Raw genomic sequence first — 26,790 nt, 5'->3', positions numbered from 1 at the left:
TTAAGAATGCACAGGCGGGCGTTCATATCATCGAACGAAGCGACGCCCAAGGTCATTGCTCGTTCACACAGGGGCCGTACCGCGTGGCGACAGGCTGCACTGCGACTTCCAGCCACCCCGCCACTGCGCCACAATCGCTCCACCCTCTCCAACTGCGAACACGGGCACCCCCCATGCTCTACCGCCACCTCATAAAAAAACTCGACCTCACCTCCCTGCAGCTGCTGGTCTCGATCCACGAAGAAGGCTCGCTGACCAAGGCGGCCGAGCGGGAGATGCTTGCGCTGTCGGCGGCGAGCAAGCGCTTGCAGGAGGTCGAGCAGGTGCTGGGCATTGCCTTGTTCGAGCGCAACCTCAAGGGCATGAAGCCGACCGCAGCCGGGGAAACCTTGCTGTTCTATGCGCGGAAAATCCTCATGGATGTTGAGAAGATCAGCATCGATGTCGGCGAATATCTGGAGGGCATTCGGGGGCATGTGCGGATGATGGCCAATATCTCGGCGATCATCGAATTTCTACCTGAGGACTTGCAGCGTTTCATGTCCAGTCATGGGCAGGTCAAGGTGCACCTTGAAGAGCGGCCCAGCGCCGGGGTGGTCAAGGGGGTTGGCGAGGGGGCAGCGGACCTTGGCATCTGCTCGGCCGACACCGACCTCGGTGAACTGGTGGCGGTGCCCTACCGTCACGATGAGCTGGTGGTGGTCATGCGCCAGGATCACCCGCTGGCCGCGCATTCTCACGTGCCGTTTCGCGAAACGCTGGAGTTCGATCAGGTGGGGCTGCATACCGACAGCTTCATCAACCTGCGCACCCAGGCGGCGGCGCGCAGTGAGGGGAAGATACTCAAGCAGCGCATTCAGGTGCCCGGTTTCGACGGTGTGTGTCGCATGGTCCAGGCCGACCTTGGCATCGGCGTGCTGCCGCGCAAGGCCTTCGAGCTGATCGGCAAGCCGCTGGGCCTGTACGCCGCGGGCATCGACGACGACTGGGCGCGCCGCACGCTGTCGTTGGTGGTGCGCAATCGCGAGGGGCTGTCGCCGGTCAGTCGCCTGCTGTACGAGCATTTGTTGCACGATCAACCCTGAGCCTTCGCGTTTGACGAAGGCCTGTCGAAAATTGGCGATTAGCCCACGCGCAGGTGCATCACTAGGATTGGCCGAAATTCCAAGAAACTGAGGCCATACCCCATGACTGCATTGACCGGACTCCGGGTCATCGAGATCGGCACCCTGATCGCCGCGCCATTCGCCGCCCGCCTGCTGGCCGAATTCGGCGCAGAGGTGATCAAGATCGAGTCCATGGGCAGCGGCGACCCCCTGCGCAAATGGCGCAAGCTGCACGAGGGCACCTCGCTGTGGTGGTACCTGCAATCGCGCAACAAGCAGTCTCTGGCGCTGAACCTCAAATCGGCCGAAGGCATCGACATCATCAAGCAGTTGGTCGAGAGCGCCGACGTGCTGATCGAGAACCTGCGCCCCGGCGCCCTGGAAAAGCTCGGCCTGGGCTGGGATGTGCTGCACGCGCTGAACCCCAAGCTGACCCTGGTGCGCATCTCCGGCTACGGCCAGACTGGCCCCTACCGTGATCGGCCGGGTTTTGGCGCCATCGGCGAGGCCATGGGCGGCATCCGCTACACCACCGGCAGCCCGGACAGCCCACCAGCCCGCGTGGGCGTCAGCCTGGGCGATTCGCTGGCCTCGATGCATGCGGTGATCGGCGCGCTGATGTCGGTGCTGCGGGTCAAGACCGGCCAGGGCGACGGGCAGATCGTCGATGTCTCGCTGGTGGAAAGTGTGTTCAACGTGATGGAAAGCCTGGTGCCGGAATACGCCATGCTCGGCCATGTGCGCGAACGCACCGGCGGCGCCCTGCCGGGCATCGCGCCGTCGAACACCTACCCCACCCAGGACGACGCCTTCGTGGTGATCGCGGGTAACAGCGACCCGATCTTCACCCGCCTGATGCGGGCAATCGGCCGGCCGGATCTGGCCGAGCGCGAGGACCTGCGCCACAACGACGGTCGCGCCCCGCAAAGCCAGATGCTCGACGAGGCCATCAGCGCCTGGACCCGCAGCCACTCGATCGAGCAGGTACTGGCCGAGCTGGAGCAGGCTGAAGTGCCTGCCGGGCGTATCTATTCGGTTGCCGACATCGTCGCCGACCCGCACTACCAGGCCCGCGAGATGATTCTCGACACCACCCTGCCCGGCGGCGCCGAGGTGAAGATGCCCGGCATCGTGCCCAAGCTCTCGGACACCCCCGGCAAGGTCAACTGGCAGGGTCCGCAACTGGGCCAGCACACCGACGCGGTACTGGCCGAGCTGGGCCTGGACGCCGAGACCATCGAGCGCCTCAAGGCTGCGGGGGTGGTGCAATGATCGGTGATTACAGCGAGCGCCTGATCGTCCAGGAAGTCTCGCCCCGCGACGGTTTGCAGATCGAGCCGCGCTGGGTCGAGACCGCCGACAAGATCGCCCTGATCGATCGCCTGTCCCTGGCCGGTTTTTCCCGTATCGAAGCCGGCTCGTTCGTCTCGCCCAAGGCCATTCCGGCGCTGCGTGACGGCGAGGCGGTGTTCCAGGGCCTGACCCGTCAGCCGGGGGTGATCTACGTGGCCCTGGTGCCCAACCTCAAAGGCGCCCAACGGGCTATCGCCGCGGGTGCCGATGAGCTGAACCTGGTGATGTCGGCCAGCCAGACCCACAACCGCGCCAACATGCGCATGAGCTGCGAGCAGTCGCTGCAGGCATTCAGCGAGGTGGTCGCGGTGGCGGGCGAAACTCGCCTGAGCCTCAACGGTTCGGTGGCGACGGCCTTCGGTTGCCCATTCGAAGGCGCCATCAGCGAAGACCGCGTGTGCGAGTTGGTGGATCACTACCTCGAGCTGGGCATGACGGGCATTTCCCTGGCCGACACCACCGGCATGGCCAACCCGCGCCAGGTCGGGCGGCTGGTCAGGCGCGTGCTCGAACGGCTGCCGGCAGCGCAGTTGACCCTGCATTTTCACAACACCCGGGGCCTGGGCCTGTGCAACGTACTGGCGGCCTATGAGGCCGGTGCGCGGCGCTTCGATGCCTCGCTCGGCGGGCTGGGCGGCTGCCCGTTCGCACCCGGGGCGTCGGGCAACATCTGCAGCGAAGACCTGGTCAACCTCTGCGACGAGGTCGGCATCGACACCGGCATCGACCTGCCCCTGCTGCTCGAGCTTTCCCGCACCTTGCCCGCGTTGCTCGGCCACGACCTGCCCGGGCAGGTGGTCAAGGCAGGGCGCAACTGCGACCTGCACCCGGCGCCGAACTTCGACGCCTGAACCGTATGGGCCGCCCCGCCGCGGCCCAACGGCACCATCCAGAACACAACAACAATCAAGCTCGAACATGGGCTGATCTGGAGATTGCACATGAGTCTGACTGCGACTGCTTCCACCGATTTGACCGACGATTCAACAAGAGAAAAAGCCCTCGTGCGCCGGGTCGCCTGGCGCCTGATGCCGTTGATCATGGTCTGCTACCTGTTCGCCTTCTTCGACCGCATCAACATCAGCTTCGCCAAGTTTCAGTTGCAGGCCGACCTGTCGCTGAGCGACACCGCCTATGGCCTGGGCGCGGGGCTGTTCGTGGTCGGTTACGTGCTGTTCGAAGTGCCGAGCAACATGATGCTGTACAAGGTCGGGGCGCGCCGCTGGATCGCGCGGATCATGATGTCGTGGGGCATCGCCACCGCGCTGATGATGTTCGTCACCCACGAATGGCAGTTCTATGTGCTGCGCTTCGTGATCGGTGCGATGGAGGCCGGTTTCGCCCCTGGCGTGCTGTACTACCTGACCCTGTGGTTCCCACAGAGCTACCGTGGGCGCATCACCTCGACGCTGTTCCTGGCCTCGGCCTTCGCTGGCCTGCTCGGCGCGCCGGTGTCTGGCTTCGTGCTGGGGCACATGGATGGCCTGCTCGATCTGCGCGGCTGGCACTGGCTGTTCCTGGTCGGCGGCATTCCCTGCCTGCTGCTCGGTGTGCTGGTGCTGAAGATGCTCCACGACCGCATCGACGACGCGCCGTGGCTGAGCAGCGATGACAAGCGCTTTCTCTCCAGCCGTATCGCCCGGCACGAAGCCAACAGCCACGGCTCGCTGCTGGCCGCCATCCGCCTGCCCGGTTTCCTGCTGCTCGGGCTGATCTACTTCCTGATCCAGGTGGCCTCCTACGGCCTGAACTTCTGGGCACCGCAGCTGATTCGCAGCTCGGGTGTGGAAGACCCCCTGGAGATCGGCTTCATGACCGCCGTGCCGTACATCTTCGGCGCGCTGACCATGATCGTCGTCGGCCGGCTGTCCGATGCCAGCGGCGAGCGGCGCAAGTTCGTCTGCGCCCTGGTGGTGGCCGGTGCGCTGGGCTTCTTCAGCGCCGGGGTGTTCGCCCAGCACGTGTGGCTGTTGATGACCTCGCTGGCCCTGCTGGGCGGTGGGGTGATCGCCTCGATCCCGGCGTTCTGGGCACTGCCGCCGAAACTGCTGGCCGGTGCCGGCGCAGGGGCTGCAGGCGGTATCGCACTGATCAACACCATGGGCCAGTTCGGCGGCATCGTCAGCCCGGTGATGGTCGGCTACATCCGTGACATGACCGGCAGCACCACGCCTGCGCTGTATGTGATCGGCGGCGTCGGCCTGTTCGCCGCGGCACTGCTGTACTGGGCGCTGCCTGAGCGGTTGCGTACCAAGGATATCGCTCAGAACGGCTAAAGCGTCTCACGTGAGGTGCCGATAGACAGAAAACCCCTGCATCGGCACCTCACCATGAAACCATCGCTGCTGTCGTTGGCTGTACTCCTGGCCGCACTGGCAACTCCCGCCATCGCCCTGCAAGGTCCGGTCAGTAACGATCAGGTGGCGCAGCGCATCATCGACCAATCCATCGCTGCCTACCCCGGCCCCTGCGCCTGCCCCTACAACCGCGCCCGCAACGGCAGCAGCTGCGGCCGACGCAGCGCCTACAGCCGGGCAGGCGGCTATGACACGCTGTGCTACCGCGAGGATGTCAGTGATGAGGACATTCAAGCCTATCGACAGCGCCATGAGCTCGCCCCAGGGTCGGGTGCCGGCAAGCGCAAGCAGTAAAGCGCTTCTACCCTCGACCTCGCACGCTTGAAAAGCTGGCCTTCGCCAGCGCAAACAAGTTGAACCATCGCCCGCCTCCCCCGCCCTAACCCTGTGCAACTTATTCCCCGCTCAGGCCAGCCCTGAGCCGTCCATCCATGCACAGAGGTTCAATCATCATGAAAACTGAACAGGTCGAAGGCACTGTAGAGAAAGTGGCCGGCAAAGCGCAGAGCGCAGTGGGCAAACTGTTCGGCGACTGCAAGCTGCAAGCCGAAGGTGAAGGCCGTCAGGCCTCCGGGCAACTGACCCAGGCCTATGGCGATGCGTTGGACAGCGTGTCGAGCTTCGTCAAGGAAAAGCCGGTGGCCGCCGCCGCAATCGGTGCCATCACCCTGCTGGTGCTGGGCCGTCTGCTGCGCCGTTGAGGCCAGCACTACGGCGCGTGCCTGACGCGCTGCCGTTAACCCCGTGCTCCTGATCGGGACTCGATCGTGGAGCATGGGCACTTGTACACCGCTGACGTCACCGCCCCCTTTCAAAGTCGCTCATGGATCGATGCGTCTGTGCTCGCGATGGATCAGCCCCGCACATGACCTACCCACCGAAACGCTTCTGCACATCATCGCGCTGTGCGGGTCGGCCATCGACCTGAGATAAGCGTCACCAACCAACGCCAAGACCCCACTCGAACAGATCCAGAGCTGAGCACTTTGCGCATGGCGGCGCGCGCACCTGGGCGAGTTTCGAACGCTCACCAAGACGCTGCCGTTTTCTCAGCCAGCTCAAGCAATGCGCGCTCGATCCCTACGCGGGTGTGCACGGCAACTGGATCGTGAAAGACTCACTGTTATTTAGTGCCAAACCCTCGCGGCTTTCAAACCGACGTAGTACAGGGATGTCGCAGAATGTTTTATTCCACGCTGTTGAACGGTGAACCGTTGTCTGAGCAACCGTCACGAATCGTCGTCCCGTGGTGGAGCTTCACCAAGCCGGTGCTGGCTGCAGCGGCGCTTTCTCTTGTTCGTGATGGACTGATCCAGCTTGATGATCCGGTTAAGGAAGGTCACTTCACCCTCCGTCAACTGCTCAAACACCAGGCCGGAATTGCGGACTACTCCGAGCTGCCGGAGTACCACGCAGCCGTTGCCCAGTGCCAGACGCCATGGTCAGCCGATGAAATGATGCACCGCCTTGACGGTTACAGGTTGCGCTACCCGCCAGGGACCGGCTGGCGGTACTCGAACGTTGGCTACATGCTCGTTGCCCGACTGATCGAGCGGGTCACGGGACTAGGTATTGAGCAAGCACTGATCCAACGGGTGTTGTCGCCACTGGGTTTGACACAGGCCCGACTGGCAAAAACGCCGGAGGACCTGGCTGAGGTCTATCCGCAAGGCCTGGCGTTCTATGATCCTGGCTGGGTTTATCATGGTCTGCTGGTGGGGCCGCTCTCTGAGGCCGCTGCATTGCTGGACCGATTGCTGGGCGGAATGCTTCTCCCTCGTTGGTTGCTCGGGGACATGCAGGATGCATTCGTACTCGGCGCCCCACTACCGGGAAGGCCGTGGGCAACTCCGGGTTACGGGCTGGGGTTGATGATCGGCGAAAGCAAATGTGGACACAGGCTTGCTGGACACACCGGGGTCGGACCTGGCGGTGTCATCGCGGTGTTTCATTATCGCGCTGGCAATCAAGCGGCAACGTGCGCTGCATTCAGGGCAGACAGCGCCGAAGGGGTGGTTGAAGCAGACGTTCTGGAACACCTTCTGGCCGCTGTTGGAACCGGTGATCGTCGGTGACTGCACTGGCGCCGGCGCTTTCGCAGCGCAGGTGTCCGAAGGAGACGCTCAGGCTCAACGAGCCATGTTCAGCATTTGCCCACCCACCCACAAACCCCTTAGTCTGCCCCTCCCGACGCAAGCGATTCCCATCCCGCGTCACGGCTGCGAACAGGTACGCCATGCAGATCGACGAAGAGCTCACCCTGAAGAAGCTCGAAACCTTCCTGGCCTTCATGCACAGCGGCAACCTGGCGCGTGCGGCCAGTGCGTTGAACACCAGCAGCGTCAGCGTGCACCGGGCCATTCATTCGCTGGAAAATGCCCTGCGCTGCCCGCTGTTCAAGCATCAGGGGCGTACGCTGATACCGCTGGAAAGCGCCTATGTGCTGGAAGAAAAAGCCCGCAAGCTGATCCAGGACACCAGCGAAATGGTCCGCGCCACCCGTGAGGCGGCGGGCTTTTCCGCCGAGCGTTTCAAGCTCGGCACGCTGTATTCGTTGACGGTCAAGACCGTGCCGCAGTTGATCATGGGCCTGAAGCTGCGGCGCAGCGAGCTGAACATCGACCTGACCCTGGGCTCGAACGTCGACCTCATGTACCGGCTGAAGAACCTCGAACTGGACGCCATTCTGGTGTCGCTCAACGACAGCACCTGCGACCCGGCCTGCGAGCAGTTGCCGCTGTTCTCCGACGACATCTTCCTGGCCGTGCCGAACGAATCGCCCTTTGCCGAGCAGGCCGAGGTCGATCTGGCGGATCTGGCCAGCGCCACGTTCATTACCTTGAGCCAGGGCTTCGCCACCCACAGTGATGGCGAGCGGGTGTTCGAGCAGGCCGGATTCGAGCCGAACGTGGCGATGCAGGTGAATGATATTTTCACCCTGCTCAGCCTGGTCAGCTCAGGCGTCGGCTACGCACTGCTGCCGGGGCGGATTTCGGCAGTGTATGAAAACCGCATCCGCCTGATTCCGTTGCAGGCGCGTTATCGCTCGCAGCAGCACATCGGCGTGCTGTTCCTGAAAACCCGTGAACGCGACCCGAACCTGCTGGCGCTGGTCGCCGAATGCCGCATGTACAGCCTGCAACGCGAAGCGTCCGGCCCGGCAGACTGACCCCGGGCCGAGCGCTGTGGGCGGCTCAGCCGACCAGGCCGCGCACGCAGAAATACAGCAGCGAAGGCCCGAGCAGGCAGCCCAGCCCGGTGTGGAAGGTGGCGGTCAGTGCGCCATACGGCACCAGGCGCCGATCGGTCGCCGCCAACCCTGCAGTCACGCCGCTGACGGTGCCGGCCAGGCCGCCGAAGACCATCGCCGAGCGCGGGTTGTCCAGCGCCAGCAGGCGAGCCGAGACCGGGGTGAAGACCATCACCAGAATCGCCTTGATCAAGCCGGTGGCGATCGACAGGGCCATGACATCGGAGCTTGCGCCCAGCGCCGCGCCGGTGATCGGCCCGACGATGTAGGTCACCGCGCCCGCACCGATGGTGGTGATGCTCACCGCATCGCGGTAGCCGAAGCTCCAGGCCACCAGGGCGCCAACGATGAACGGCAGGATGGTGCCCAGCAGCAGCGCCACGGCGCCGATCATGCCGGCCTTGCGCGCTTCGGTGGCCTGCACTTCGAAGGCGGTGGCGACGATGGCGAAATCGCGCAGCATCGCCCCGCCCATCAGCCCGATGCCTGAGAACAGCGTGAGGTCGGCCAGGCCTTTCTGCCCGCCGGTAACGGTGCCGCCGACCCAGGCCAGCACCAGGCCGATGACGATGGCGATCGCCGAACCGTGTACCCGGCCGAAGGTCAGGCGCTTGGACAGCACCACGGAAATCCACATCACCGCACCGACCACGGCGAACGCGGTGATCAGGCTGTTGTGCTCCAGTGCATTAAGGATCAGTTCCATGTCAGCGCCCTCCTGCCGGGCTGGCCGTGACTGCGGCCTTGCCTGCGGTGTTGGCCGCCACTTCGCCGTCGAGCACGGCTGGCTCCAGTGGCTCGAGCGGCTCGCCGCGGTGGGTGCGGCTGATCAACGCGATGGTCAGGCCGCACAGCAGCACCGAGCCGACTGCCGCCACCAGAGCCACCGGCCCGCCATGCAGGGCGGTGACTACGTTCTGCTGCGCCGCCATGGCCACCACGATGGGGATGTACAGCGCGCCCCAGAAGCCCACGCCCAGCTCGCATTCCTTGCTCATGCCGCCATTACGCTGCATGTACAGGCGGGCGACGATCAGCAGGATCATGGCGATGCCCACCCCGCCGACGTTGGATTTCACCCCCAGCAGCACGCCCAGGAAATCCCCGAGGATGACCCCAGCGAGGGTGCACAGGGCCAGTAAAGCCACACCATAGATAATCATTGTCGTTGTCCTCGTTTTCAGTCGAAGTTGCTTGTTGTTGTTCTTCGAAATGCGGGGGATCAATGGGTGGCGTTCACCTCCCGCCGGATCAGGGCTGCCAGGGTATCGGGGCGGGTGCCTTGGCAGGCGACCACGGTGCCGTTCTCGAACACGCGCCGGGCCAGGCCGCTGAGCACGCTGCCGGGCGGCAACTCCAGCAGCAGACGCACGCCGCGTTCGTGGGCGTTGCATAAGGTGGCGTACCACTCGACCGGGCGACACATATTGAAGGCGAGATCATCGCGCAGCGCTTCAGGGTCGTGCAGCTGGCGCGCGCGGGTGCTGCTCAGGTAACCGATGCGTGGGCGGCGCAGCGTCACTTCAGCGAAGGCCTCGGCCAGCGTCCGGGCCGGCGCCTCGAGCAGCGCGCAATGCGACGGTACGCTGACCGCCAGGCGCTTGGCCGCGCCCGCCCCTGCCGCCCGCGCAGCGCTGGCGAAGGCGGCCATGGCGTCATCGCTGCCGGCGATCACGTGCTGGTTGCCTGCGTTGATGTTGGCGAGGAACACCGGCAGCGTCGCCTGCGCTATCAACCGTTCCACGGCGCTGCGCTCGAGGCCGAGGATCGCGGTCATGCCGTAGCCGTGCGGGTAGGCCTGCTGCATCAGCGTGCCGCGCAGGGCCACCAGGCGCAGCGCATCGCTATAGTCCAGCACGCCTGCGATCACCGCAGCGGGGTAAGCACCGATCGACAGACCGCTGACGTAATCGGGCGGCGGGTTGTCTTGCAGCAACAGCCGCGCCTGAGCGGTGCCGGCGATCAGCAGGCACAGTTGCACCGCACGGGTATCGGTCAGCGCTTCGGGAGTGTCGAGGCTGGTCAGCGATTGGCCGAGCACATCGCAAGCCTGCTCCAGGCACTCTTTGACCACGGGCGCAGCGCCCACCGCCTGCAGCATGCCGGGGTATTGCGCACCTTGGCCGGGGAAGGCGAACAGAATGCTCATGGCTGCACGCCCTCCACCGCCCAAGGGTTTTGCACCAGACACGCACCCTCGGCACGCTTGAGCAGCACCCGCGGCGCCACGCCCGCCCAATCGGCCAGGGCCACGGCGCCGTTGGGCGTTTCCAGTTGCAGGTCGATGCGGCACGGCTGGCTGGCGAGCGCCTGCAGCAGCGCCTGCGCCTGCGCGCGGCTCCAGGGCGTCGGGGTGCGCAGCACCAGGTCGAGGTCGCTGCCCGCATGCAGCACCGTGACGGCACTGGCCAGCTGATAACCCACCCCGCCGGTGGGCCCCCAGGGCAGGCCCAGGCCGTCGAGCAGCGGGGTCAGCGCCTGTAATGCACGCAGCGCCGGCAGGTCGAGCTGCATCGCCACGCGCAGTTGCTCGGGCCGGCACCTGCGGGTAACCGCCGTCAGCGGCAGTTGCGCCGCCAGGCGCTCGCTGCGCCCTGCCCCACGTACGCCCACCGCCACCGACCCGCTGGCCACCTGCGCCCGGCGCACCACCACCGGCCGCCTGGCCAGCAGTACCTGGCGCGCCCACTCGGGGGCCTCGGCCGGCAAATGCTCAGGGCGCATGCCCCACAGCAGGTCGTGGGCGTTCATGGGCTTACCACTGCGCACGCAGGCGCTCGCGCACCTGGCTCGACAGTGCGCGGTTGCTGGCCCCCAGCCGGCTGCGCAGGTCGCGGCTGTCGCCGATGTCGCGCAGCGCGCGGGTCAGCACCTCGCGCACGCTGGCCGTATCGGCTTCGCCAGGCTGCTCGATGGCCGCCACCGGCAGCCGTTCCCAGAGCAAACCCAGCGAGGCGTAGTTGGCCAGGTCGTAGGCCATGGGCGGTACCTTGGCCGCCAGCGCTTCGAGTTCCTCGACGCTGCGCAAGGTAATGCGCGCCGCCGCTGTCTTGCCCATGGCATGCACCATCACCCCCGGGTCATCCAGGGCGATCAGCCGTTGCGCCTGATAGCCGTGGGCGAGGAACGCCCCGGACATCGCCTTGCCCACCAGCAGGCCGATCAGCGGATGGCCGGCCAGGCGCGCACGGGCATAAGCGTCCACCGCGCCGGCCAGGGCCTGATGGATGCCCAACGCTTCTTCGCGGCGGCCATAAGCCTGGCTGGGCACATCGACCACGGCGACCAGCACCCGAGGTTGTCCGCCCTTGTCGGCTTCGATGGCCTGCTCGACCGCCTTGGCCAGGCCCCAGCCTTCGAGCACACCGACCTCACCCTGGCGCGCCCGCGGGAAGGGATTGTGCGGGTCGGGCACCACGGCGATGAAACGCGCCGGGCGATTGTCCAGCTCGCCATCGATGACCTTGACCGAGGCGGGAAACCCTGCCACTTCAGGCCCCTGCGCCAGCGCGTGAATCCACTGCAAGCCACGGCTCATTGCAACACCCCCTTGTACAGCGCGCGGGTCTGCGCCGCGTCCAGTTGTGGGCAGTTCTCGCCCAGCCCACCGAGCAGGCCGAGCATCTGTTGATGACGCCGGCTGCGCGGCTGCACCGGCTCGCCTGCGGCCAGGGCCGCGCGCAGGGCGTCACGCATCTGCTGCAGATCATCGGCGACGAAGGCATCGGCCAGGCCACAGGCGTAGCGCTGCTCGCCGCCAGTGAGGCCCCAGATGAAGGGACGATCACGCGAGTCGTATTCCTCGATGCCGGCCTCCTGCTCGATGACCTGCGGGCCGTTCAGGCCCAGGCGCGCCTCACGGGTGACGATCAGCCGGCTGCACAGCCCGGCGGCAATGGACATACCGCCAAAGCAGCCCACAGCCCCGGCGACCAGGCCGATCACCGGGCGGAACTGGCGCAGCTCGACGATCGCTGCCTGAATCTCGGCGATGGCGGCCAGCCCAAGGTTGGCCTCCTGCAAGCGCACGCCACCGGTTTCCAGCAGCAAGACGGCGGCGGTGGGGATGCCATTGCGGTTGTCTTCGACGGCCAGCTCAAGCGCCCCGGCGATCTTCGCGCCGCCGACCTCACCCATGCTGCCGCCCTGGAACACCCCTTCGATGGCGGCCACCAGCAGCGGCTGGCCATCGAACGTACCCTTGGCGATGACCACGCCGTCATCGGCCTGGGGCACGATGCCCTGGGCCTGCAACCAAGGCGACATCAGCCGCTCGAACGGGTCGAGCAATTCACGAAAACTGCCGGCGTCGAGCAGGCCTTTGGCCCGTTCGCGGGCGCTGAGCTCGACGAAGCTGCGGCTGTGCAGCAACTGCGCGACATCAGTCATGGTTGACCTCCTCAAGGCCTTGCTCCAGGCGCAGCCGGACCACGCCCGGGGTGGCGCCGAAATCATGGATATCGATACTCAGCGCCGGCCAGGTCTGGCCGCTGAACAGGCGCTGGAACAACTGCTCCCAGCGCGGACCGCTGCCGTTGACCGAGGTCAGCACCTTGACCGTGAGCACGCCGGCTTCACCGGGTTCGAGCAAGGCTTCGAGATCACCCGAGCCGACACAGCCGACCAGCGCCCGCCGCTTGGCCGCGGCGCCGGCAGGGAATGTGAATGACAGACTTTCCATGATCAGTGGCTCCCGAGGGGGTCGAGGAACAGGCAGGCGGCGAGCAGGTCGGCCGCACCGCCCGGCGAGGCATTGCAGGCGCGCAGGTGGGTGTCCAGTTCCCGCAGGGCGCGACGCCCGGTAAGGGTCGCGCTGCCACCTGCGGCGAGCACCGCCTGGGCGCCCTGGTGCATGGTCTGTAGCCCCTGCCGGCCAGCGCGCCAGAGCACGCAGGTGTCGTCCAGCCGGGCCATGATCGCCAGCAGCGCATCGAGCCGCGCCGACGCTTCGCTGCTGCCTGCGGCGCGGCTGCGGCGCAACTGCGGCAGGCCATGCAGCACCACGCAGGGAAAACCCAACTGGGCTTCTTCACGCGCGCCGCGTGCGCCGTAGCGGCGCTGCACCTGCTGGCCATGGCTGGGCGCTTGCGCCGGGGCGAAGCGGTCGTCGATCAGGGCGATGCGTCCAGCCCGTGCAGCGATGCTGGCCGGCTCGAGGTCATCAGGCGCCAAGGCATGGGAGGCGACCAGCAGGCCGAGCGCCCAGATCGCGCCGCGATGGGTATTCACCCCGCCGGTGGTCGCCAGCATGCCCGCCTCACCTTCGCGGCCGATGCGCCCCAGCGCTTCGCGCAGCGGCTGGCCGACGCCCCCGAAAGCCTGGGCGGCATCGGCCATGTCCTTGAAGCACGGCCACAGCGACAGCGCCGAGGCGTGCATCAGACGCAGGTCGAGGTCGCTGTGCGCGCCACTGCCGCGACGGTCGACCAGCGCCGGCTTGGGCGATAGATCGGCTTCGTCGATCAGCGCCTCGACGGCTAGGTCGGCCAGGCGATAAGCCAGCGAAGGCGCTGTGCAATGTTCGGTCTGTGCAGTCATCACCAGCTCCTGAAACGTGCAGGCGGCGCGTACAGGCCGCCGGACCATTCGACCAGCTCGGCGATGCTCTTGGCGGCGAGCAAACTGCGCGAGGCCTGGGTGCGCTGGATGCCGAGGTCTTCGGGCAACGCGATCAGCCCCTCGCGGCGCATGCGTGCGGTGTCCTTGGGGTCGTGGCGCAGGCCGATGGCCGTCACCCCGGCCACAGCGGCGATCATCGCCTGACGCTCTTCCACGGTGCGCGCCTTGTACAGGTAGGCGATGCCTTCCTCGGTGAGCAGGTGGGTGACGTCGTCGCCGTAGATCATGATCGGCGCCAGCGGCATGCCGGCCTTCTTCGCCACCTCGACCGCATCGAGGGTTTCCACGAAGGTCGGCTTGCCGCCCTCCTGGAAGGTTTCCACCATCTGCACCACAAGCTTGCGCCCGCGTTCGAGCAGGGTCACCGGCTCGGTCATGTCGAGCCAGGCCGGGGTCGCGTGGCGCCGCCCGCGTGGGTCGTGGCCCATGTTCGGCGCGCCGCCGAAGCCGGCCAGGCGGCCACGGGTGACGGTCGAGGAGTGGCCGTCGCCATCGACCTGCAAGGTGGCGCCGATGAACAGGTCGACGGCGTACTGCCCGGCCAGTTGGCACATCATGCGGTTCGAGCGCATCGAGCCGTCGCGGCCAGTGAAGAACACGTCCGGGCGCTGGGCAATGTAGTGCTCCATACCCAGCTCGGTACCAAAGCAATGCACGCTCTGCACCCAGCCGGTTTCGATGGCCGGGATCAGCGTCGGGTGGGGGTTGAGGGTCCAGTTGCGGCAGATCTTGCCCTTGAGCCCGAGCGATTCGCCATAGGTCGGCAGGATCAGTTCGATGGCGGCGGTGTTGAAACCGATGCCATGGTTGAGCGACTGCACGTTGTGTTTTTCGTAGATGCCGCGAATCGCCATCATCGCCATCAGCACATGCACCGGTTTGATGTGCCGCGGGTCGCGGGTGAACAGCGGTTCGATGTAGAACGGCTGGTCGGCGACCACCACGAAATCCACCCAGGACGCCGGGATATCGACCCGCGGCAGGTCACGCACATCGTCCACCAGCTGGTTGACCTGGACGATGACGATGCCGTCGCTGAAGGCGGTGGGCTCGACCAGCGCCGGGGTGTCTTCGGTGCTCGGCCCGGTGTAGATGTTGCCCTCGCGGTCGGCCATGAACCCGGCCACCAGGGCGACGTTGGGGATCAGGTCGACCAGCAGGCGCGAATACAGCTCGATGTAGGTGTGGATCGCACCGACCTCCAGCAGCCCGTCTTCGAGTAACTGGCCGATGCGCAGGCTCTGCGGCCCGGCGAAGGAGAAATCGAGCTTGCGCGCGATGCCGTGCTCGAACAGATCGAGGTGCTCGGCGCGGCTGACGCTGGGCATGATCATGTGCAGGTCGTGCAGCACGTTAGGGTCGGCCTTGGCCAGCGAGCGGGAAAGGAAGTCGGCCTGCTTCTGGTTATTGCCCTCCAGCACCACCCGGTCGCCGGGGGCGATCAGGCGCTGCAGCGCTTCGACGATGCGCTCGCTGGGCAGCACTGCGCCATCGGCCAGGCTGCGTACCTGCTCCAGGCGCCGCTGCTTCTCGGTGCGCCTGCGTGACCACTGCGCGGGGGGTGAGGATGTTGTTGTCATTCTGGGCTCCACGGATGCGCTTGCGTGGGGGTCATTTAAGGAGGGTCGAGGGCATGCGATCAATCAAGGCGATGGATTGATCGTTACGGTTAGGTTAATGATTGCGTAGCGCGGGACATTCGCTAACTAGGTGCACCACATGCGAGATCTGTAGATTCGCGTTGCACCCACTCGGACTCAAGCGGACTGCCAGACCTGTCACATCCACAGGGTTTGTAGCAGCACAGCTTTTGTACATAGCCCGTACAGGCGACACCGACCGCGACTGTAGCCGGCCGGAGTGGAGGTGCTCGTAGGGCCGTGCGCGCAGCGCACCCGAGGCGCAGCCGAGGACGCGAGGTGTTAGGGTTGCGCAGCAACCCTTGCCCGCGCAGGCCCGAAGAGTGCCGGAACGCAGGGGACCCGGAACGGAGCGAAGCGCAGTGCAGGGCCGGCTAGTGGAGCATGGGGTTTTGCCTACTTTTGCCCACAAAAGTAGGTCGCCGCCAGGCGAAACTGGGGACGCGCGAAGAACCTGGTTGCTCAGGTTCCAGAACTGGCCGTCCGGCGTTCGGACCTCTACATTTCCAGCACCCGAACATGTCGCCCATCGGACAACCCCATGCCCACACAGCCCCCACCGCTACACCGCTTGCTCGAGCTCATCGCCCGCCACTTAAGCCACCACAGCGAGCACCAGACGCTGGTCCAGCGCCTCGGCCAATCTCCGGATGAATCACAACCCCCAGCCCCCAGCGCCCTCCCCGCGCTGGTCCAGCAGCACTTCCCCCAGGCAGCCGCCAACGCCAGCGCCGCTGACGCCAACCTGCACAGGCTGGTGGCGACCGTGGCCGAACTGCTCAGCGCGCTTCGCTGGTACCAACGCGCAGACGATGGCCGCGACCCGGCGTTCGCCGAGGGGCATCGCAATGCCATCCTGCTCGGCCCGGGCGGGCTGGCTGCGGTGGACGGGCTGGTGCTCGGGCTGACGCTGATGGCGCCGGGGGTCAGCTACCCGGTGCATCGCCATCCGCCGCAGGAGCTGTACCTCGTGCTGTGCGACGGTGAGTGGTGCCGTGAGGGCGAGCCGTGGTGGGCGCCTGGCATCGGCGGCCTGGTGCATAACGCCGGGGATCGGTTGCACAGCATGCGCGCCGGTGAACAGCCGCATCTGTCGCTGTGGCTGCTGTTCGGTGCGGGGGTGGAGGCGTTCAACGCCAGGCCTGCAGGGCAGTGAGCGCCTTCAGCAGAATGCTGCCAAAGCACTGCGAAGCGTGGCGAATGCGCGTCATGCGCTGACTGCTTGGGGGCTGTTCGCAAAGGGCCTTGGGTCAAGCGTTCGCATCGTGGTCAAACCACGGGCGGCGCGCCGTGCACATGATGCTCGAGCATTCGCAGGAACTCGGCCGCAGGCGGCGAGATGCTCTGCTCGGTGCGGGTGATCACACCAATCTGGCGCAGCACACCAGGGTGATCGACCGGCACTTTACACACCTCGGGCCGCCCCTCGTCGGCAGATTCAGGCAACAGCGCAATGCCCTGCCCTTGCCTGACCAGCGCCAGCACCGTGGACATGTAGTTGGCTTCGAGCCCGGCCGCCAGGGGCAGGCGCTCGTCGGCGAACAGCCGCTCGACCAGCGCGCGCACGCTGCTGTCGCGTCCGGTCAGGATCATGGGCATTGCGGCAAGCTCACTCAGGCGCACCGACGGTCGCTGCGCCAGGGGATGATCGCAGGCGGTGAACAGGCATAGACGATCCTCGACGATGGTCTTGAATGCCAGGCCCTGAACCGGTCGCGCCTGTACACCCAGGCCGAAATCCACCTCACGCTCCAGCACCAGATGGTCGATGCGCTGAGCGACCACGTCACGCAGGCGTACCTCGACCCCAGGATGCAGCGCGCGGAACCGCTGCAGCACGTCAGGCAGCAGCCCGGCGCACAGCGACGGCAAGGCGGCGATGCTGACCACACCGCGCCGCGCGGCGGCCAGGTCACGGGCCGCTGCAACGATGTTGTCCAGGTCCAGCAGCAGCTTCTCCATGGGCAACAGCGCGTTCTGCCCGGCAGCGGTCAGGCACAGGTGACGCGGACTGCGTTCGAGCAGGGCGACGCCCAGCCATTCCTCCAACTGCTGCACCTGCACGGTGAGCGCCGAGGGCGAGAGGTTGAGCTGGGCGGCGGCCTTGGTGAAGTTGCCGGTCTGCGCCACGGCAAGGAAGGCACGAATATGCTGCAACGCATTCTTCATTCTGTTTTTCCGAACGAGACCTACCGAATATTTCAATTCACAGAGCATAGCCACGTTGTTATTACTCTTGCAAAACAACAACAGGGCTTCTCGTCGCCACCGCGACCGCAGAGGCCAGAGAGGATCACTCCATGCTCGCCACCCTCGGTGTCGTCACCATCGTCTGCATGCTCGTGAGCATCATGAGCAAACGCATCTCGCCCCTGGTCGCGCTGATCGCCCTGCCCATCATCGCCGCACTGCTCGGCGGCTTCGGTCTGCAGACCAGCGCCTTCATCATCACTGGCATCAAGAACGTGGCACCGGTGGTGGGGATGTTCGTTTTCGCCATCCTGTTCTTCGGCATCATGACCGACGCCGGCATGCTCGACCCGATCATCGACCGCATTCTCAAGCGGGTCGGCACGCGTCCGACGCGCATCGTCATGGGCACGGCGCTGCTGGCGCTGCTGGTGCACCTCGATGGCTCGGGGGCGGTGACCTTCCTGGTGACCATCCCGGCGATGCTGCCGCTCTACACCCGCCTGGGCATGGACAAACGCATTCTGGCCTGCGTCACGGCGATGGCCGCCGGGGTCAACTTCCTGCCCTGGACCGGGCCGGTGCTGCGCTCGTCGGCCGCCCTGCACGTGCCGGTGGCCGAGCTGTTTCAGCCGCTGATTCCGGTGCAGATCGTCGGCCTGGCGTTTGTCTTCGCCTGCGCCTACTGGCTGGGCAAACGCGAAGAACGACGTCTGGGTCTGGGCCCGAACAGCATCGACGCGCAGCCTCATCAACGGATGCTGAGCGACGCCGAGCGCGAGCTGCGCAAGCCGCGGCTGTTCTGGCTCAACCTGTCGCTGACATTGGTGGTGATGGCGGTGATGATCGCCGGCGTGGTCGACCCGGTGGTGATGTTCATGCTCGGCACGGTGGTCGCGCTGTGCCTGAACTACCCCAATGTCGACGCCCAGCGGGCACGCATCGATGCCCACGCCAAGACCGCCCTGACCATGGCCAGCATCCTGCTCGCCGCTGGGGTGTTCACCGGCATCATGCAGGGCACCGGCATGCTCAAGGCCATGGCTGAAGTGGCGGTCGGGCAGATTCCGGCGGGCCACGGCCAGGCGATTCCGGCGGTGGTGGGGTTCCTGTCGATGCCCCTGAGCCTGCTGTTCGACCCCGACTCGTTCTACTTCGGCATCATGCCGGTGGTGGCCGAAGTTGGCCGCGCCCTGGGCGTCGACCCGATGCAGGTGGCCCAGGCATCGCTGCTGGGGGTACACACCACTGGTTTCCCGGTCAGCCCACTGACCCCTGCCACCTTCCTGCTGGTGGGCCTGTGCAAGATCGAACTGGCCGACCATCAGCGCTTCACCATCCCCTTCCTGTTCGCGGCGTCGGTCCTGATGACCCTGACCGCCATGGCCATTGGAGTGTTCTGAATGAAAACCCTACGTATCGGCGCAGGCGCCGGGTATTCCGGCGACCGCATCGAACCTGCGGTAGAGCTGGCCGAGCAGGGTCAGCTGGATTACCTGGTCTTCGAGTGTCTGGCCGAACGCACCATCGCCCTGGCCCAGCAGGCGTATCTGAGCGACCCGGCCAGCGGCTTCGACCCCTTGCTCGGCGAGCGCATGCGGCGCGTGCTGCCCTTCGTCGGCCGTGGCGCCGACGGCCAGCGTCGACGCCTGCGCATCATCACCAACATGGGCGCGGCCAACCCGCTCGGTGCGGCGCGGGAAGTGCGCCGGCTCGCCGCCGAGCTGGGTCTGCCCGACATCAAGGTCGCGGCAGTGACCGGCGACGACGTACTTGCGACGCTGCTGCGCGAGCCCACGCGGCAACTCGACAACGGGCTGTCGTTGCGCGCGCTGGGCGAGCGGCTGATCTCGGCCAACGCCTACCTGGGCGCCGAAGGCATCGTCCAGGCCCTGCAGGCCGACGCCGACGTGATCATCACCGGTCGCGTCGCAGATCCCTCGCTGTTTCTCGCACCGCAGCTGTTCGAATTCGGCTGGCGCAGCGATGACTGGACGCTGCTGGGCAAAGGCACGCTGATCGGTCACCTGCTCGAATGCGCGGGGCAGATCAGCGGCGGCTACTTCGCCGATCCAGGCCGCAAAGACGTGCATGACCTGCATCGCCTGGGCTTTCCGCTGGCCGAGATCGACGCCAGTGGCGCGGCGGTGATCAGCAAGGTGGCAGGCTCGGGTGGGCGCATCGACCGCGCCACCTGCACCGAGCAACTGCTCTACGAAGTCCACGACCCGACGGCCTACCTCACCCCGGATGTCACCGCCGACTTCAGCCAGACCCGCTTCGACTGCGTGGCGGCCGACCAGGTACGTGTGCACGGGGCCGACGGTCATCCGCGACCCGAAACCCTGAAGGTTTCGGTGGGCTACCTCGATGGCTGGATCGGCGAAGGACAGATGTCGTACGGCGGGCCCAACGCGGTGGCGCGTGGGCGTCTGGCGCAGCGGATCGTGCTCGAGCGCCTGGCCCTGTGCGGGGTGGCCCATGAGGACATCCGCGCCGAGCTGATCGGCATCAGCAGCCTGCATGGCGAGGCGCTGGGTAGCCAGGGCGCTGCTGAGCCGTGGGAGGTGCGCCTGCGCGTGGCGGCGCGCTGTGCCGACAAACAGCAGGCGCTGCGCATCGGCAATGAAGTTGAAACCCTCTACACCAACGGCCCTTACGGCGGCGGTGGCGCGAGCAAATCGGTGCGTCAGGTGATGGCCGTGGCCTCATTGCAGCTGCCGCGCGACGCCGTCAATGTGCAGGTCCATCTGGAGAACACCCCATGAGCACGCTTACCGTGGGCGAACTGGCCCATAGCCGCACGGGCGACAAGGGCGATACCTCGAACATTTCGATCATCGCCTACGATATCGACGACTTCCCGCGCCTGGCCGCCAAGCTGAGCGCTGAGCGCGTCAGCGCCTGTTTCGCCGAGCTGCTCGGCGCCGACAGCCCGCCGGTACGGCGCTATGAACTGCCGCAACTGGGTGCGTTGAATTTCGTTCTGCCAGGCATCCTGCGCGGTGGGGTGACACGCTCGCTGGCACTCGATGCCCATGGCAAGGCGCTGGGCGCGGCGCTGCTTGCCCTGAGGCTTGACGAGGGCTGAGCGGCCAGCACCCGCGCGCTGGCTCCGTCCGCTTTGCCCGAGATTTGGTGCTCAAGCGCAAGCGGCCTGCCGGCCGCTAAGGTGACAGCGGGAGGTTGTCAGCACGTTCGCAAGAGGGCCGCAAACTGGGGTGCCGGTCCAGCTCGCTCGAGCGGCACTCGCCTGTCATTCGCAGCATGGGCGCGTGGGTGAAGCTGGCGCGCGCTGGCGAACAGCTGCGCGCGGTCAGGCCCAGGCGCTCGTAGAACTTCACCGCACCGGCATTGCCGGCGTCCACGTCCAGCTGCATGGCGTTGCAGCCACTGCGCGCCGCCTGCTGCATTTCGCGCAGGAACAGCGCCGTGCCAAGGCCTTGCGAGCGAAACGCCTCGGCAATGGCGAAGTTGTAGATGAAGTACGCGCCTTTACCGGGCTTTTCGCAGTGCTGGACCGATTCGACGAGGCGCCTGATCACCGCCAAGCCGCGCACCGGGTTGTAGTGCCTGACAATCGAAACGAGGGTGGCGAGGTCAAGTCTGAGTTTGTCTGCGCTGCGATAGCCTGCGATCACCGCGATGCAACGCCCTTCCAGACGCAGCACACGGTGCCGAGAAAGGCCGAAATGTCCCTGATCGCGCAACAGTGCGTCGAGCAGGTATCCCCGCAGCCTGTGCGCGCCGTAGATCTGTTCAAGCGCCGCCGGTGCGATGCTGCGGATCAGTTCGACGATGGCAGGTGCGTCCTGCGCGCGAGCGATGTCGTATTGCAGGTGTGGCGCAGGTGCCGCCGTCATGACGACAGTACCTGCATCGAGCGCAGCAACTTGATCGCGTTGGTGTTCTGCGACACTCCCTCCTGCAGCCGGTAGCTGAAGCGCAGCGTGGCCTGGTCGAGCGCGTCGAACTCCTCCTCGAAGTAGATGTTGCGCGTGCAATCCGACAGCTCAGGCGCAGTGGCCAACGCCACATTGTGCGTGGTGATCAGCCCCAGCGCCTGGTGCTCGCACAACGTGCGCAGAATCTCGACAATGGCGATGGTGCGTTCTTTTTCGTTGGTGCCTTTGAGCAGCTCGTCGAGCAACACGATCACCGGCGATTCGCAGCGCACGGTGTCGACCACCTGTTTGATCTGCAGCACTTCGCTCATGAAGTACGACAGCCCCTGATTCAGTGAGTCCGCCACCGAAATCGACGAGACCATCTTCGCCAGATTGAACTCGAACGAGCCGGCGGCGACCACCGAGCCCACCTGTGCAAGCCTGAGGTTGAGGCCGATGGTGCGCATGTAGGTAGTCTTGCCGGACATGTTGGAGCCGGTGATCACCACCATCCTGCCTGGACACAGCTCAACGTCGTTGGCCACCGCGTGCTGCGGCTGCATCAGCGGATGACTCACCTGCCTGCCGCGAATGCACAGGTCAGCAGACATCACCGGGAAGTTCCAGGCCGGGTTTTCCTGGGCCAGGGAGGCGAAGGCACAAAGGCACTCCAGCTCGCCCATCGCCTGCAACCAGACCGGCGCATGCTGCTGATGGGCACGCTTCCAGCGATAGGTTGCCCAGGCCGTGTGGAAATCCCAGTTGAGAAAGGCCTGGGCGAAGAAGCTGACCGTCGGATTATGTCGCAGTCGGGCGTAGCTCAGGATCGAGTCCAGGCGTTTGATCGCCTGCACAGGGCCCGTGTCGTGGGCGAACACCTGGCGCTGCAGTTCGACCAGCATGGCACTGGCGTAGCGCTGGCGGCTGAACGCGCCCATCCACCGCGACAACGCGTTCAAGGCATCGGCGGCCTCGTCGGTACCGGCGAACACCGAGTGCAGGGATCGGGCGGTCAGCCCATAGAACACCAGGTTGGCAAGGACGCAGCCTGCCAACAGCATGGCCGGGAGCAGTGACAGCGCCACGGCCACCCCGGCCAGTAGCGTCAGCCCGGTCAGGGCATGACCGATGACCAGCACGTGGGTCGGAAAGCCGTAGCCGCGTTCTGCCTGAACCCAGCCCACCAGATCGGCCAGGTTCAAGTGCCCGGTATTGATTTGACGCGCGTAAGCGCTGAGGGTTTGCCGATGGTCCAGCAACTGCGCCAGCTCGCTGATCGCCTGCTGCCTGGCCCTGATCTGGGGGTAGCTCACCGGGTGGGCGAACCATTGCTCGATCCTGGCCTGCCCCAGGCGCGTGCCTTGGTTGAACAGCAACTGCCCAAGCGAGGCTGGACCATAGAGGTTGAGGTCCAGATCCTGCTGCGAACAGCGCTGCGTGGTGCCGACCGGGCACGCTGGCAGCGCCGCGAAATCACGCTCGAGCCGCGCCAGCGAGTCTTGGTTGACGGCCACCACACACAGGGCATGACGGCGACGCTGCTCAAGGCCAGCGTGGAGCGCGACCAACAGCACGAACGCCAGAACGCTGATGATCAGCGCTGCGACCAGCCAGCCGGCAAAGCCTTCGCTCAAGCCGTGGTAGGCCAGGGTCGGAATGATCAGAAACACCACCAGCCGGGCCGCTTCCACGCCCTTGATGCGGCGGGCCAGTTCAGCGGCCCTGGCCGTGGTCGAGTGAATGCGCGTGGTGAACGCGTTTCTGACATCGAGCGCTTCAAGCCTGGGCCGTTCGTTTGAGCCCACTGCGCTCGGCTGGCTGCTCGACTGCAAAGAATTTGGCAATGTGCTTCCCCAATAGGCCGTTCAACCCAGCATGCCTGAGCCTGATGTAAATAGCGTTCGGCGCAAGCGTGGCACCGAAGTTCTGCTTGACGAAATAGTTGGTGATGCCGAGGTCGATGCAACGCACCTGCGGCCCGGCACAGTGTTCGAGCATTTGCGCATGCAGTACGTAATAGGCATTGACGGTACGACCGGCGTGATAATCGCGCCCGAACAGGAACGGGTTCAACACTGTTTCGCTGACCCCGGTGAGAATGAAGGCTTGCGCCTGGCCTGCGCTGTCGTAGAGCACGGACACGATCGAATCGCAGTCGCTGATCAAACGCTCCAGAAACGCGTAAGGCAACAACTCTCGCTTGAACTCCACGGCCTTGGCATGGGTATTGGCATACAGCGCGTAGAGGCGCGGCAAATCCGCCACCTGCCCGCGGTGGTGCTCGATGGTGAACCCCGACTGGCGGAAGTCGGCCAGCGCCTTGTTGATGATCTTGCGACAGTTCGAGCGCAACGCGGCGCAGTGCGCGTCCCACCCTCGGCCCTGGGTCAAGATCAGGGCCAAGGGATAGTTCGCGGCCTCGGCATAGCCACGCTGGGTCAACGCGTGATGGGCGGCGGCTGCCGACGCTTCGCCATGTTCGATATCCCGATAGACCAGCACCTTGGCACTTGCATGGGCACGTTCGAGCACCACGGCCATGGCCCCATGTATCGAACCTGGCTCCACCCCCGGCGCGATCCACCAATGCCTTCCGGAGGTCTCGTAACACCCCAGCATGGCGACCTTGAGCAGCCCGAAACGCCGGTAGCCGCGGCGAATGGCGCTTACGATCCGCTGGCCGATACCCGTGACATCGGCCAGCGGATCGACGTCGGCCAGGCTGCTGAAGCCCAGTGCGAGCAGAGCGTCGTCGGCGCCGCGCAGCTGCCAGTAGCGGTATTGACGCTGCGGGAAAACCGCCTCGACGGTCGTCATGAAGGCATGCGTGCGATAGGGGTGGCCGTCAGCGAGCGTGGCGTCCCACAGCTGCACGGCGAGGTCGGTGACACTGTCGTAGAGGCTGACGCACATCCCCTGACAATCGAACCGCTCAATCAACATGGTCGAGCACCCCGGTCGCGCGAAGGGTTTGCAGGTACTGGTCCTTGAGTTTGAATACGCTGCGCAGTTCGGGAATGACCGGGTCGGGGAACAACCACGGTTTGCCCAGCCTGAGCAAATGGGTCATCAGCGCCGAACGATGTTTGATGTAGAAGTAACGGGGGACGGACACCGCGCCGATGCTGAACTTGGGCTCGTAGCTGGTCTGGCCCAGTTCGATGTAGGCCAGGCCCTGCTGCTCGGCCTGTTCGACGATCTTGTACAGGCAGTTGAAGTACAGCGACCCAGCCTCTCGGTAGTCGTAGTCGATACCCAGGTAAAGCGGATGCAGTTGCTCGCCCTTGAGAAACAGCTCGAATGCCACCAAATGCGCACCGTCGAAGCACATCAGGGCGTAGGCCGAGCCGCCCAGCCGCTGGTTGACCTCCCGGAAGAACGCTTCGGTCAGGCGCTCGAACTTGGTGTGCGAACGCGCCAGGACATTCAGGTACAACCGATGCATCTGCGCGGCGTATGCGCCGAAATCATCGACCACCCGCCAGACCAGGCCGGTAGTGGCAAAGTCCTTCTGGCGTTTCTTCATGACGTTTCGATACTTGCTGAGCATGTTCTGCTGATAGCTCAACTCCCCCACCGGCGCCGTGCAGACATAGGTGGTATCGGGGCTGCGGCACACCACATAGGTGTTGCCGAACTCGTCCAGCAGGCGCTGGTTGAGCGACGGTGACAGCTCCTTGAGGCAGGTGAAAGCGATGCCGAGGCTGGCCGCCTTGCGCTCGATCTGCGTGGCCAGTGCGCCGATCAGCTCGGCCGGCGCAACGCCTCGTTTCAGGACAGGGATGCCCAGCATGTCGGAACAGGTGGCGATCGGGCTGCCGACCACGAACATCCTGGCCCGCAGGAAGTTGCGGTAGACCTTCTGGATGTTGCCGACCAGGCGCTGCACCTTCTTCGGCGCCAGGTCGGCCAACGGGTACTCCATCACGCAGCACGGCACCAGTCCTGTGGGAACTCCGTCGGCGAATACCTGCAGGTAATGGAACGCCTCGACCATGCCAGCACGCTCCAGCGCCTGCTGGAGCGCGTACGAGGTGAGCGCATCGCTGGCGTCGAAACACCGTTGCCAGTCACTGATGGAGATCGCCTCGAGGGACGCGGACCACTGGAATGAATAACGCATTCAAGCCTGACCGTTCTGGAGCAGATTCAACGCGCGGCCGGCCTGGGTGATCTGCGCGATGCTGAAATCGAGTTCTTCGTAGGTCAGGTTCGCGCTCAGGTTGATGCGAATTCGGGCGCGAGACTTGCTCACCGCCGGGTAGGCGATCGGATTGACGTAGATCCCCTGCTCGTGAAGGGCTTTGGCCAGGCCATAGGCGGTGTCTTCGTCATACGTGAGCAGCGGCACGATACTGCTTTGGGTGTTGAGCAAATTGAAGCCTTCGGCGCGCAGGCGTGCGACGAAGTAGTCGGTCTTGCTCTTGAGCTCGGAAATGATCTCGGGCGAAGCCTCCAGCACATCGAGCGCAGCGATTATCGAGGCCAACACCGCAGGGGGCAGCGAAGCAGAAAAAATGTAGGGATTGGAGCCGATGCGCAGGATGTTGGCGGTACGTCGGTTGGTAGCGACGAAGCCGCCGACGCCTGGCAACCCCTTGCTCAGACTGCCGGTCAGGACATCGATCTGCTCGACGAGACCGAAATGCGCGGGCGTGCCACGGCCATTGGGTCCGATGTGTCCGGTGCCGTGGGCGTCGTCGACGATCAGGAAGGCGTTGTACTGCCTGGCCAGCGCCACGATCTGCGGCAAGGGCGCCAGGTCGCCATCCATGCTGAACACGCCGTCCGTGACGATGAACTTGCGTTGCTCTGTGCTCAGGCCCTGCAGGCAGCGCTCGATGCTTTTCACCGAGCCGTGGCGATAAGGCACGACCTTGGCCTCGCTGAGCTTCAGGCCGTCGACGATCGACTGATGGTTGAGCATGTCGCTGAGCACCACATCGCCTGGTCGACACAAGGTGCCCAGCACGGCCAGGTTGGCGGAAAACCCGGACGAGAACGTCAGCACCTCTTCCACACGGAGGAAACGCGCCAGCCGGCGCTCGGCCTCCAGGTGCAGGTCGCAGGTCCCGTTGAGCAGGCGCACCCCACTGGAGGTGGTGCCGTATTCGCCTATGGCCTGGATGGCCGCCTGACTGATCTGCGGGTGTCCGTTGAGGCCCGAATAGTTGTATGACCCCATGTGCAGCACTTCCTGAGGTCGCCGATCGTCGCGCCCCCGGCTGTAACTGACCACGCTGTTCTTGGTGGCCTTGGAGTGAAACACTCGCCCGACCACCTCCATGTTGCCGTTTTCGATGAAACGCTCGTAGCGCTCCAGAATCGAGCCCAGAAAAACATCGTTCCTTGCCAGACTATTAGGCACCGTTGGGTCCTCGACTTCCT

The 26,790-nt window shown here is 65.3% G+C and carries 27 protein-coding genes; 12 read left to right on the top strand and 15 right to left on the bottom strand.

The features are described from left to right. The first annotated feature begins 173 nt into the window (after positions 1-173). The 8 genes from H618_RS0109000 to H618_RS0108965 all read left to right on the top strand — a co-directional run bounded on the left by H618_RS0109000 (position 174) and on the right by H618_RS0108965 (position 7,985). Positions 174-1,085 (top strand): LysR family transcriptional regulator, encoded by a 912-nt coding sequence (locus H618_RS0109000; protein ID WP_028694765.1) that lies wholly within the window; start codon positions 174-176, stop codon positions 1,083-1,085. A 102-nt stretch (positions 1,086-1,187) separates the two neighbouring features. After that, entirely contained in the window at positions 1,188-2,378 is a 1,191-nt protein-coding gene (locus tag H618_RS0108995; RefSeq protein WP_028694764.1) for a CaiB/BaiF CoA transferase family protein, read from the top strand. Then, entirely contained in the window at positions 2,375-3,310 is a 936-nt protein-coding gene (locus H618_RS0108990; protein WP_028694763.1) for a hydroxymethylglutaryl-CoA lyase, read from the top strand. Before H618_RS0108995 ends, H618_RS0108990 begins: the two co-directional genes overlap by 4 nt. 90 nt (positions 3,311-3,400) lie before the next feature. Beyond that, positions 3,401-4,735 carry an MFS transporter gene (locus H618_RS0108985; RefSeq protein ID WP_028694762.1) on the top strand — a complete coding sequence of 445 codons (1,335 nt, stop codon included), beginning with the start codon at positions 3,401-3,403 and terminating at the stop codon, positions 4,733-4,735. Between the two features lie 54 nt (positions 4,736-4,789). Then, positions 4,790-5,110: a hypothetical protein gene (locus H618_RS0108980; protein ID WP_028694761.1), complete on the top strand. Its 321-nt coding sequence runs from the start codon at positions 4,790-4,792 to the stop codon at positions 5,108-5,110. 158 nt (positions 5,111-5,268) lie between these two features. Next, a complete protein-coding gene (locus H618_RS0108975) occupies positions 5,269-5,517 on the top strand; it encodes a CsbD family protein (protein ID WP_028694760.1) in 249 nt (82 codons plus the stop codon). Positions 5,518-5,997: 480 nt separating this feature from the next. Next, positions 5,998-6,891 carry a serine hydrolase domain-containing protein gene (locus H618_RS0108970; RefSeq protein ID WP_028694759.1) on the top strand — a complete coding sequence of 298 codons (894 nt, stop codon included), beginning with the start codon at positions 5,998-6,000 and terminating at the stop codon, positions 6,889-6,891. Between the two features lie 161 nt (positions 6,892-7,052). After that, a complete protein-coding gene (locus H618_RS0108965) occupies positions 7,053-7,985 on the top strand; it encodes a LysR family transcriptional regulator (RefSeq protein WP_028694758.1) in 933 nt (310 codons plus the stop codon). A 25-nt stretch (positions 7,986-8,010) separates the two neighbouring features. Here the strand turns inward: H618_RS0108965 and madM are convergent, their stop codons facing one another. Genes madM through mdcA form a run of 9 tightly spaced genes read right to left on the bottom strand, consistent with a single transcriptional unit; the run spans position 8,011 to position 15,265 of the window. Then, positions 8,011-8,772, bottom strand: coding sequence for a malonate transporter subunit MadM (madM, locus tag H618_RS0108960; RefSeq protein WP_028694757.1), 762 nt, complete (start codon positions 8,770-8,772; stop codon positions 8,011-8,013). A 1-nt stretch (position 8,773) separates the two neighbouring features. Further along, a complete protein-coding gene (gene madL / locus H618_RS0108955) occupies positions 8,774-9,229 on the bottom strand; it encodes a malonate transporter subunit MadL (RefSeq protein ID WP_028694756.1) in 456 nt (151 codons plus the stop codon). A 59-nt stretch (positions 9,230-9,288) separates the two neighbouring features. Then, positions 9,289-10,215: a malonate decarboxylase subunit epsilon gene (gene mdcH, locus H618_RS0108950; protein ID WP_028694755.1), complete on the bottom strand. Its 927-nt coding sequence runs from the start codon at positions 10,213-10,215 to the stop codon at positions 9,289-9,291. Beyond that, positions 10,212-10,817 carry a malonate decarboxylase holo-ACP synthase gene (locus H618_RS0108945; RefSeq protein ID WP_028694754.1) on the bottom strand — a complete coding sequence of 202 codons (606 nt, stop codon included), beginning with the start codon at positions 10,815-10,817 and terminating at the stop codon, positions 10,212-10,214. The genes mdcH and H618_RS0108945 overlap by 4 nt, the downstream gene beginning before the upstream one ends. Positions 10,818-10,821: 4 nt before the next feature. After that, entirely contained in the window at positions 10,822-11,604 is a 783-nt protein-coding gene (gene mdcE / locus H618_RS0108940) for a biotin-independent malonate decarboxylase subunit gamma (protein ID WP_028694753.1), read from the bottom strand. Then, the gene (locus tag H618_RS0108935; RefSeq protein ID WP_028694752.1) at positions 11,601-12,455 is read right to left on the bottom strand and encodes a biotin-independent malonate decarboxylase subunit beta; all 855 of its coding nucleotides are present in this window, start codon (positions 12,453-12,455) and stop codon (positions 11,601-11,603) included. Before H618_RS0108935 ends, mdcE begins: the two co-directional genes overlap by 4 nt. Further along, positions 12,448-12,747 carry a malonate decarboxylase subunit delta gene (locus H618_RS0108930; RefSeq protein WP_028694751.1) on the bottom strand — a complete coding sequence of 100 codons (300 nt, stop codon included), beginning with the start codon at positions 12,745-12,747 and terminating at the stop codon, positions 12,448-12,450. Before H618_RS0108930 ends, H618_RS0108935 begins: the two co-directional genes overlap by 8 nt. Before the next feature lie 2 nt (positions 12,748-12,749). Then, a complete protein-coding gene (locus H618_RS0108925; protein WP_028694750.1) occupies positions 12,750-13,604 on the bottom strand; it encodes a triphosphoribosyl-dephospho-CoA synthase in 855 nt (284 codons plus the stop codon). Next, the gene (gene mdcA / locus H618_RS0108920; protein ID WP_028694749.1) at positions 13,604-15,265 is read right to left on the bottom strand and encodes a malonate decarboxylase subunit alpha; all 1,662 of its coding nucleotides are present in this window, start codon (positions 15,263-15,265) and stop codon (positions 13,604-13,606) included. Before mdcA ends, H618_RS0108925 begins: the two co-directional genes overlap by 1 nt. A gap of 601 nt (positions 15,266-15,866) precedes the next feature. Between mdcA and H618_RS22085 the strand changes: the two genes are divergently transcribed. Continuing rightward, on the top strand, positions 15,867-16,481 hold the full coding sequence (locus tag H618_RS22085; RefSeq protein WP_081673740.1) for a dimethylsulfonioproprionate lyase family protein: 615 nt from the start codon (positions 15,867-15,869) through the stop codon (positions 16,479-16,481). 113 nt (positions 16,482-16,594) lie between these two features. Here H618_RS22085 and H618_RS0108905 read toward each other — a convergent pair whose 3' ends face one another. Further along, on the bottom strand, positions 16,595-17,494 hold the full coding sequence (locus H618_RS0108905; protein WP_028694748.1) for a LysR family transcriptional regulator: 900 nt from the start codon (positions 17,492-17,494) through the stop codon (positions 16,595-16,597). A 131-nt stretch (positions 17,495-17,625) separates the two neighbouring features. On the opposite strand from H618_RS0108905, the gene H618_RS0108900 reads away from it, so the two are divergent. From H618_RS0108900 to H618_RS0108890, 3 genes are read left to right on the top strand one after another with little or no spacing between them, the layout of a single operon-like run. Then, positions 17,626-18,918, top strand: a complete 1,293-nt coding sequence (locus H618_RS0108900) for a CitMHS family transporter (protein ID WP_028694747.1) — start codon at positions 17,626-17,628, stop codon at positions 18,916-18,918. Beyond that, a complete protein-coding gene (locus H618_RS0108895; RefSeq protein ID WP_028694746.1) occupies positions 18,919-20,283 on the top strand; it encodes an acyclic terpene utilization AtuA family protein in 1,365 nt (454 codons plus the stop codon). Next, the gene (locus H618_RS0108890; protein WP_028694745.1) at positions 20,280-20,606 is read left to right on the top strand and encodes an AtuA-related protein; all 327 of its coding nucleotides are present in this window, start codon (positions 20,280-20,282) and stop codon (positions 20,604-20,606) included. The genes H618_RS0108895 and H618_RS0108890 overlap by 4 nt, the downstream gene beginning before the upstream one ends. 76 nt (positions 20,607-20,682) lie before the next feature. Here the strand turns inward: H618_RS0108890 and H618_RS0108885 are convergent, their stop codons facing one another. From H618_RS0108885 to H618_RS21460, 5 genes are read right to left on the bottom strand one after another with little or no spacing between them, the layout of a single operon-like run. Further along, positions 20,683-21,378 (bottom strand): GNAT family N-acetyltransferase, encoded by a 696-nt coding sequence (locus H618_RS0108885; protein ID WP_028694744.1) that lies wholly within the window; start codon positions 21,376-21,378, stop codon positions 20,683-20,685. Further along, positions 21,375-23,207: a MutS-related protein gene (locus tag H618_RS0108880; protein ID WP_154660639.1), complete on the bottom strand. Its 1,833-nt coding sequence runs from the start codon at positions 23,205-23,207 to the stop codon at positions 21,375-21,377. The genes H618_RS0108885 and H618_RS0108880 overlap by 4 nt, the downstream gene beginning before the upstream one ends. Continuing rightward, a complete protein-coding gene (locus H618_RS0108875) occupies positions 23,179-24,345 on the bottom strand; it encodes a GNAT family N-acetyltransferase (protein WP_081673754.1) in 1,167 nt (388 codons plus the stop codon). The genes H618_RS0108880 and H618_RS0108875 overlap by 29 nt, the downstream gene beginning before the upstream one ends. Further along, positions 24,335-25,525 carry a GNAT family N-acetyltransferase gene (locus H618_RS0108870; RefSeq protein ID WP_028694741.1) on the bottom strand — a complete coding sequence of 397 codons (1,191 nt, stop codon included), beginning with the start codon at positions 25,523-25,525 and terminating at the stop codon, positions 24,335-24,337. The genes H618_RS0108875 and H618_RS0108870 overlap by 11 nt, the downstream gene beginning before the upstream one ends. Then, positions 25,526-26,770 (bottom strand): aminotransferase class I/II-fold pyridoxal phosphate-dependent enzyme, encoded by a 1,245-nt coding sequence (locus tag H618_RS21460; protein ID WP_050577260.1) that lies wholly within the window; start codon positions 26,768-26,770, stop codon positions 25,526-25,528. It abuts the gene before it with no gap. Positions 26,771-26,790: the final 20 nt, after the last annotated feature.

The sequence above is a fragment of the Pseudomonas cremoricolorata DSM 17059 = NBRC 16634 genome (assembly GCF_000425745.1).
GTDB classification, from domain to species: domain Bacteria; phylum Pseudomonadota; class Gammaproteobacteria; order Pseudomonadales; family Pseudomonadaceae; genus Aquipseudomonas; species Aquipseudomonas cremoricolorata.
The sequence above is the reverse complement of the archived record's forward strand: the minus strand, read 5'-3'. Positions and strand labels throughout refer to the sequence as shown.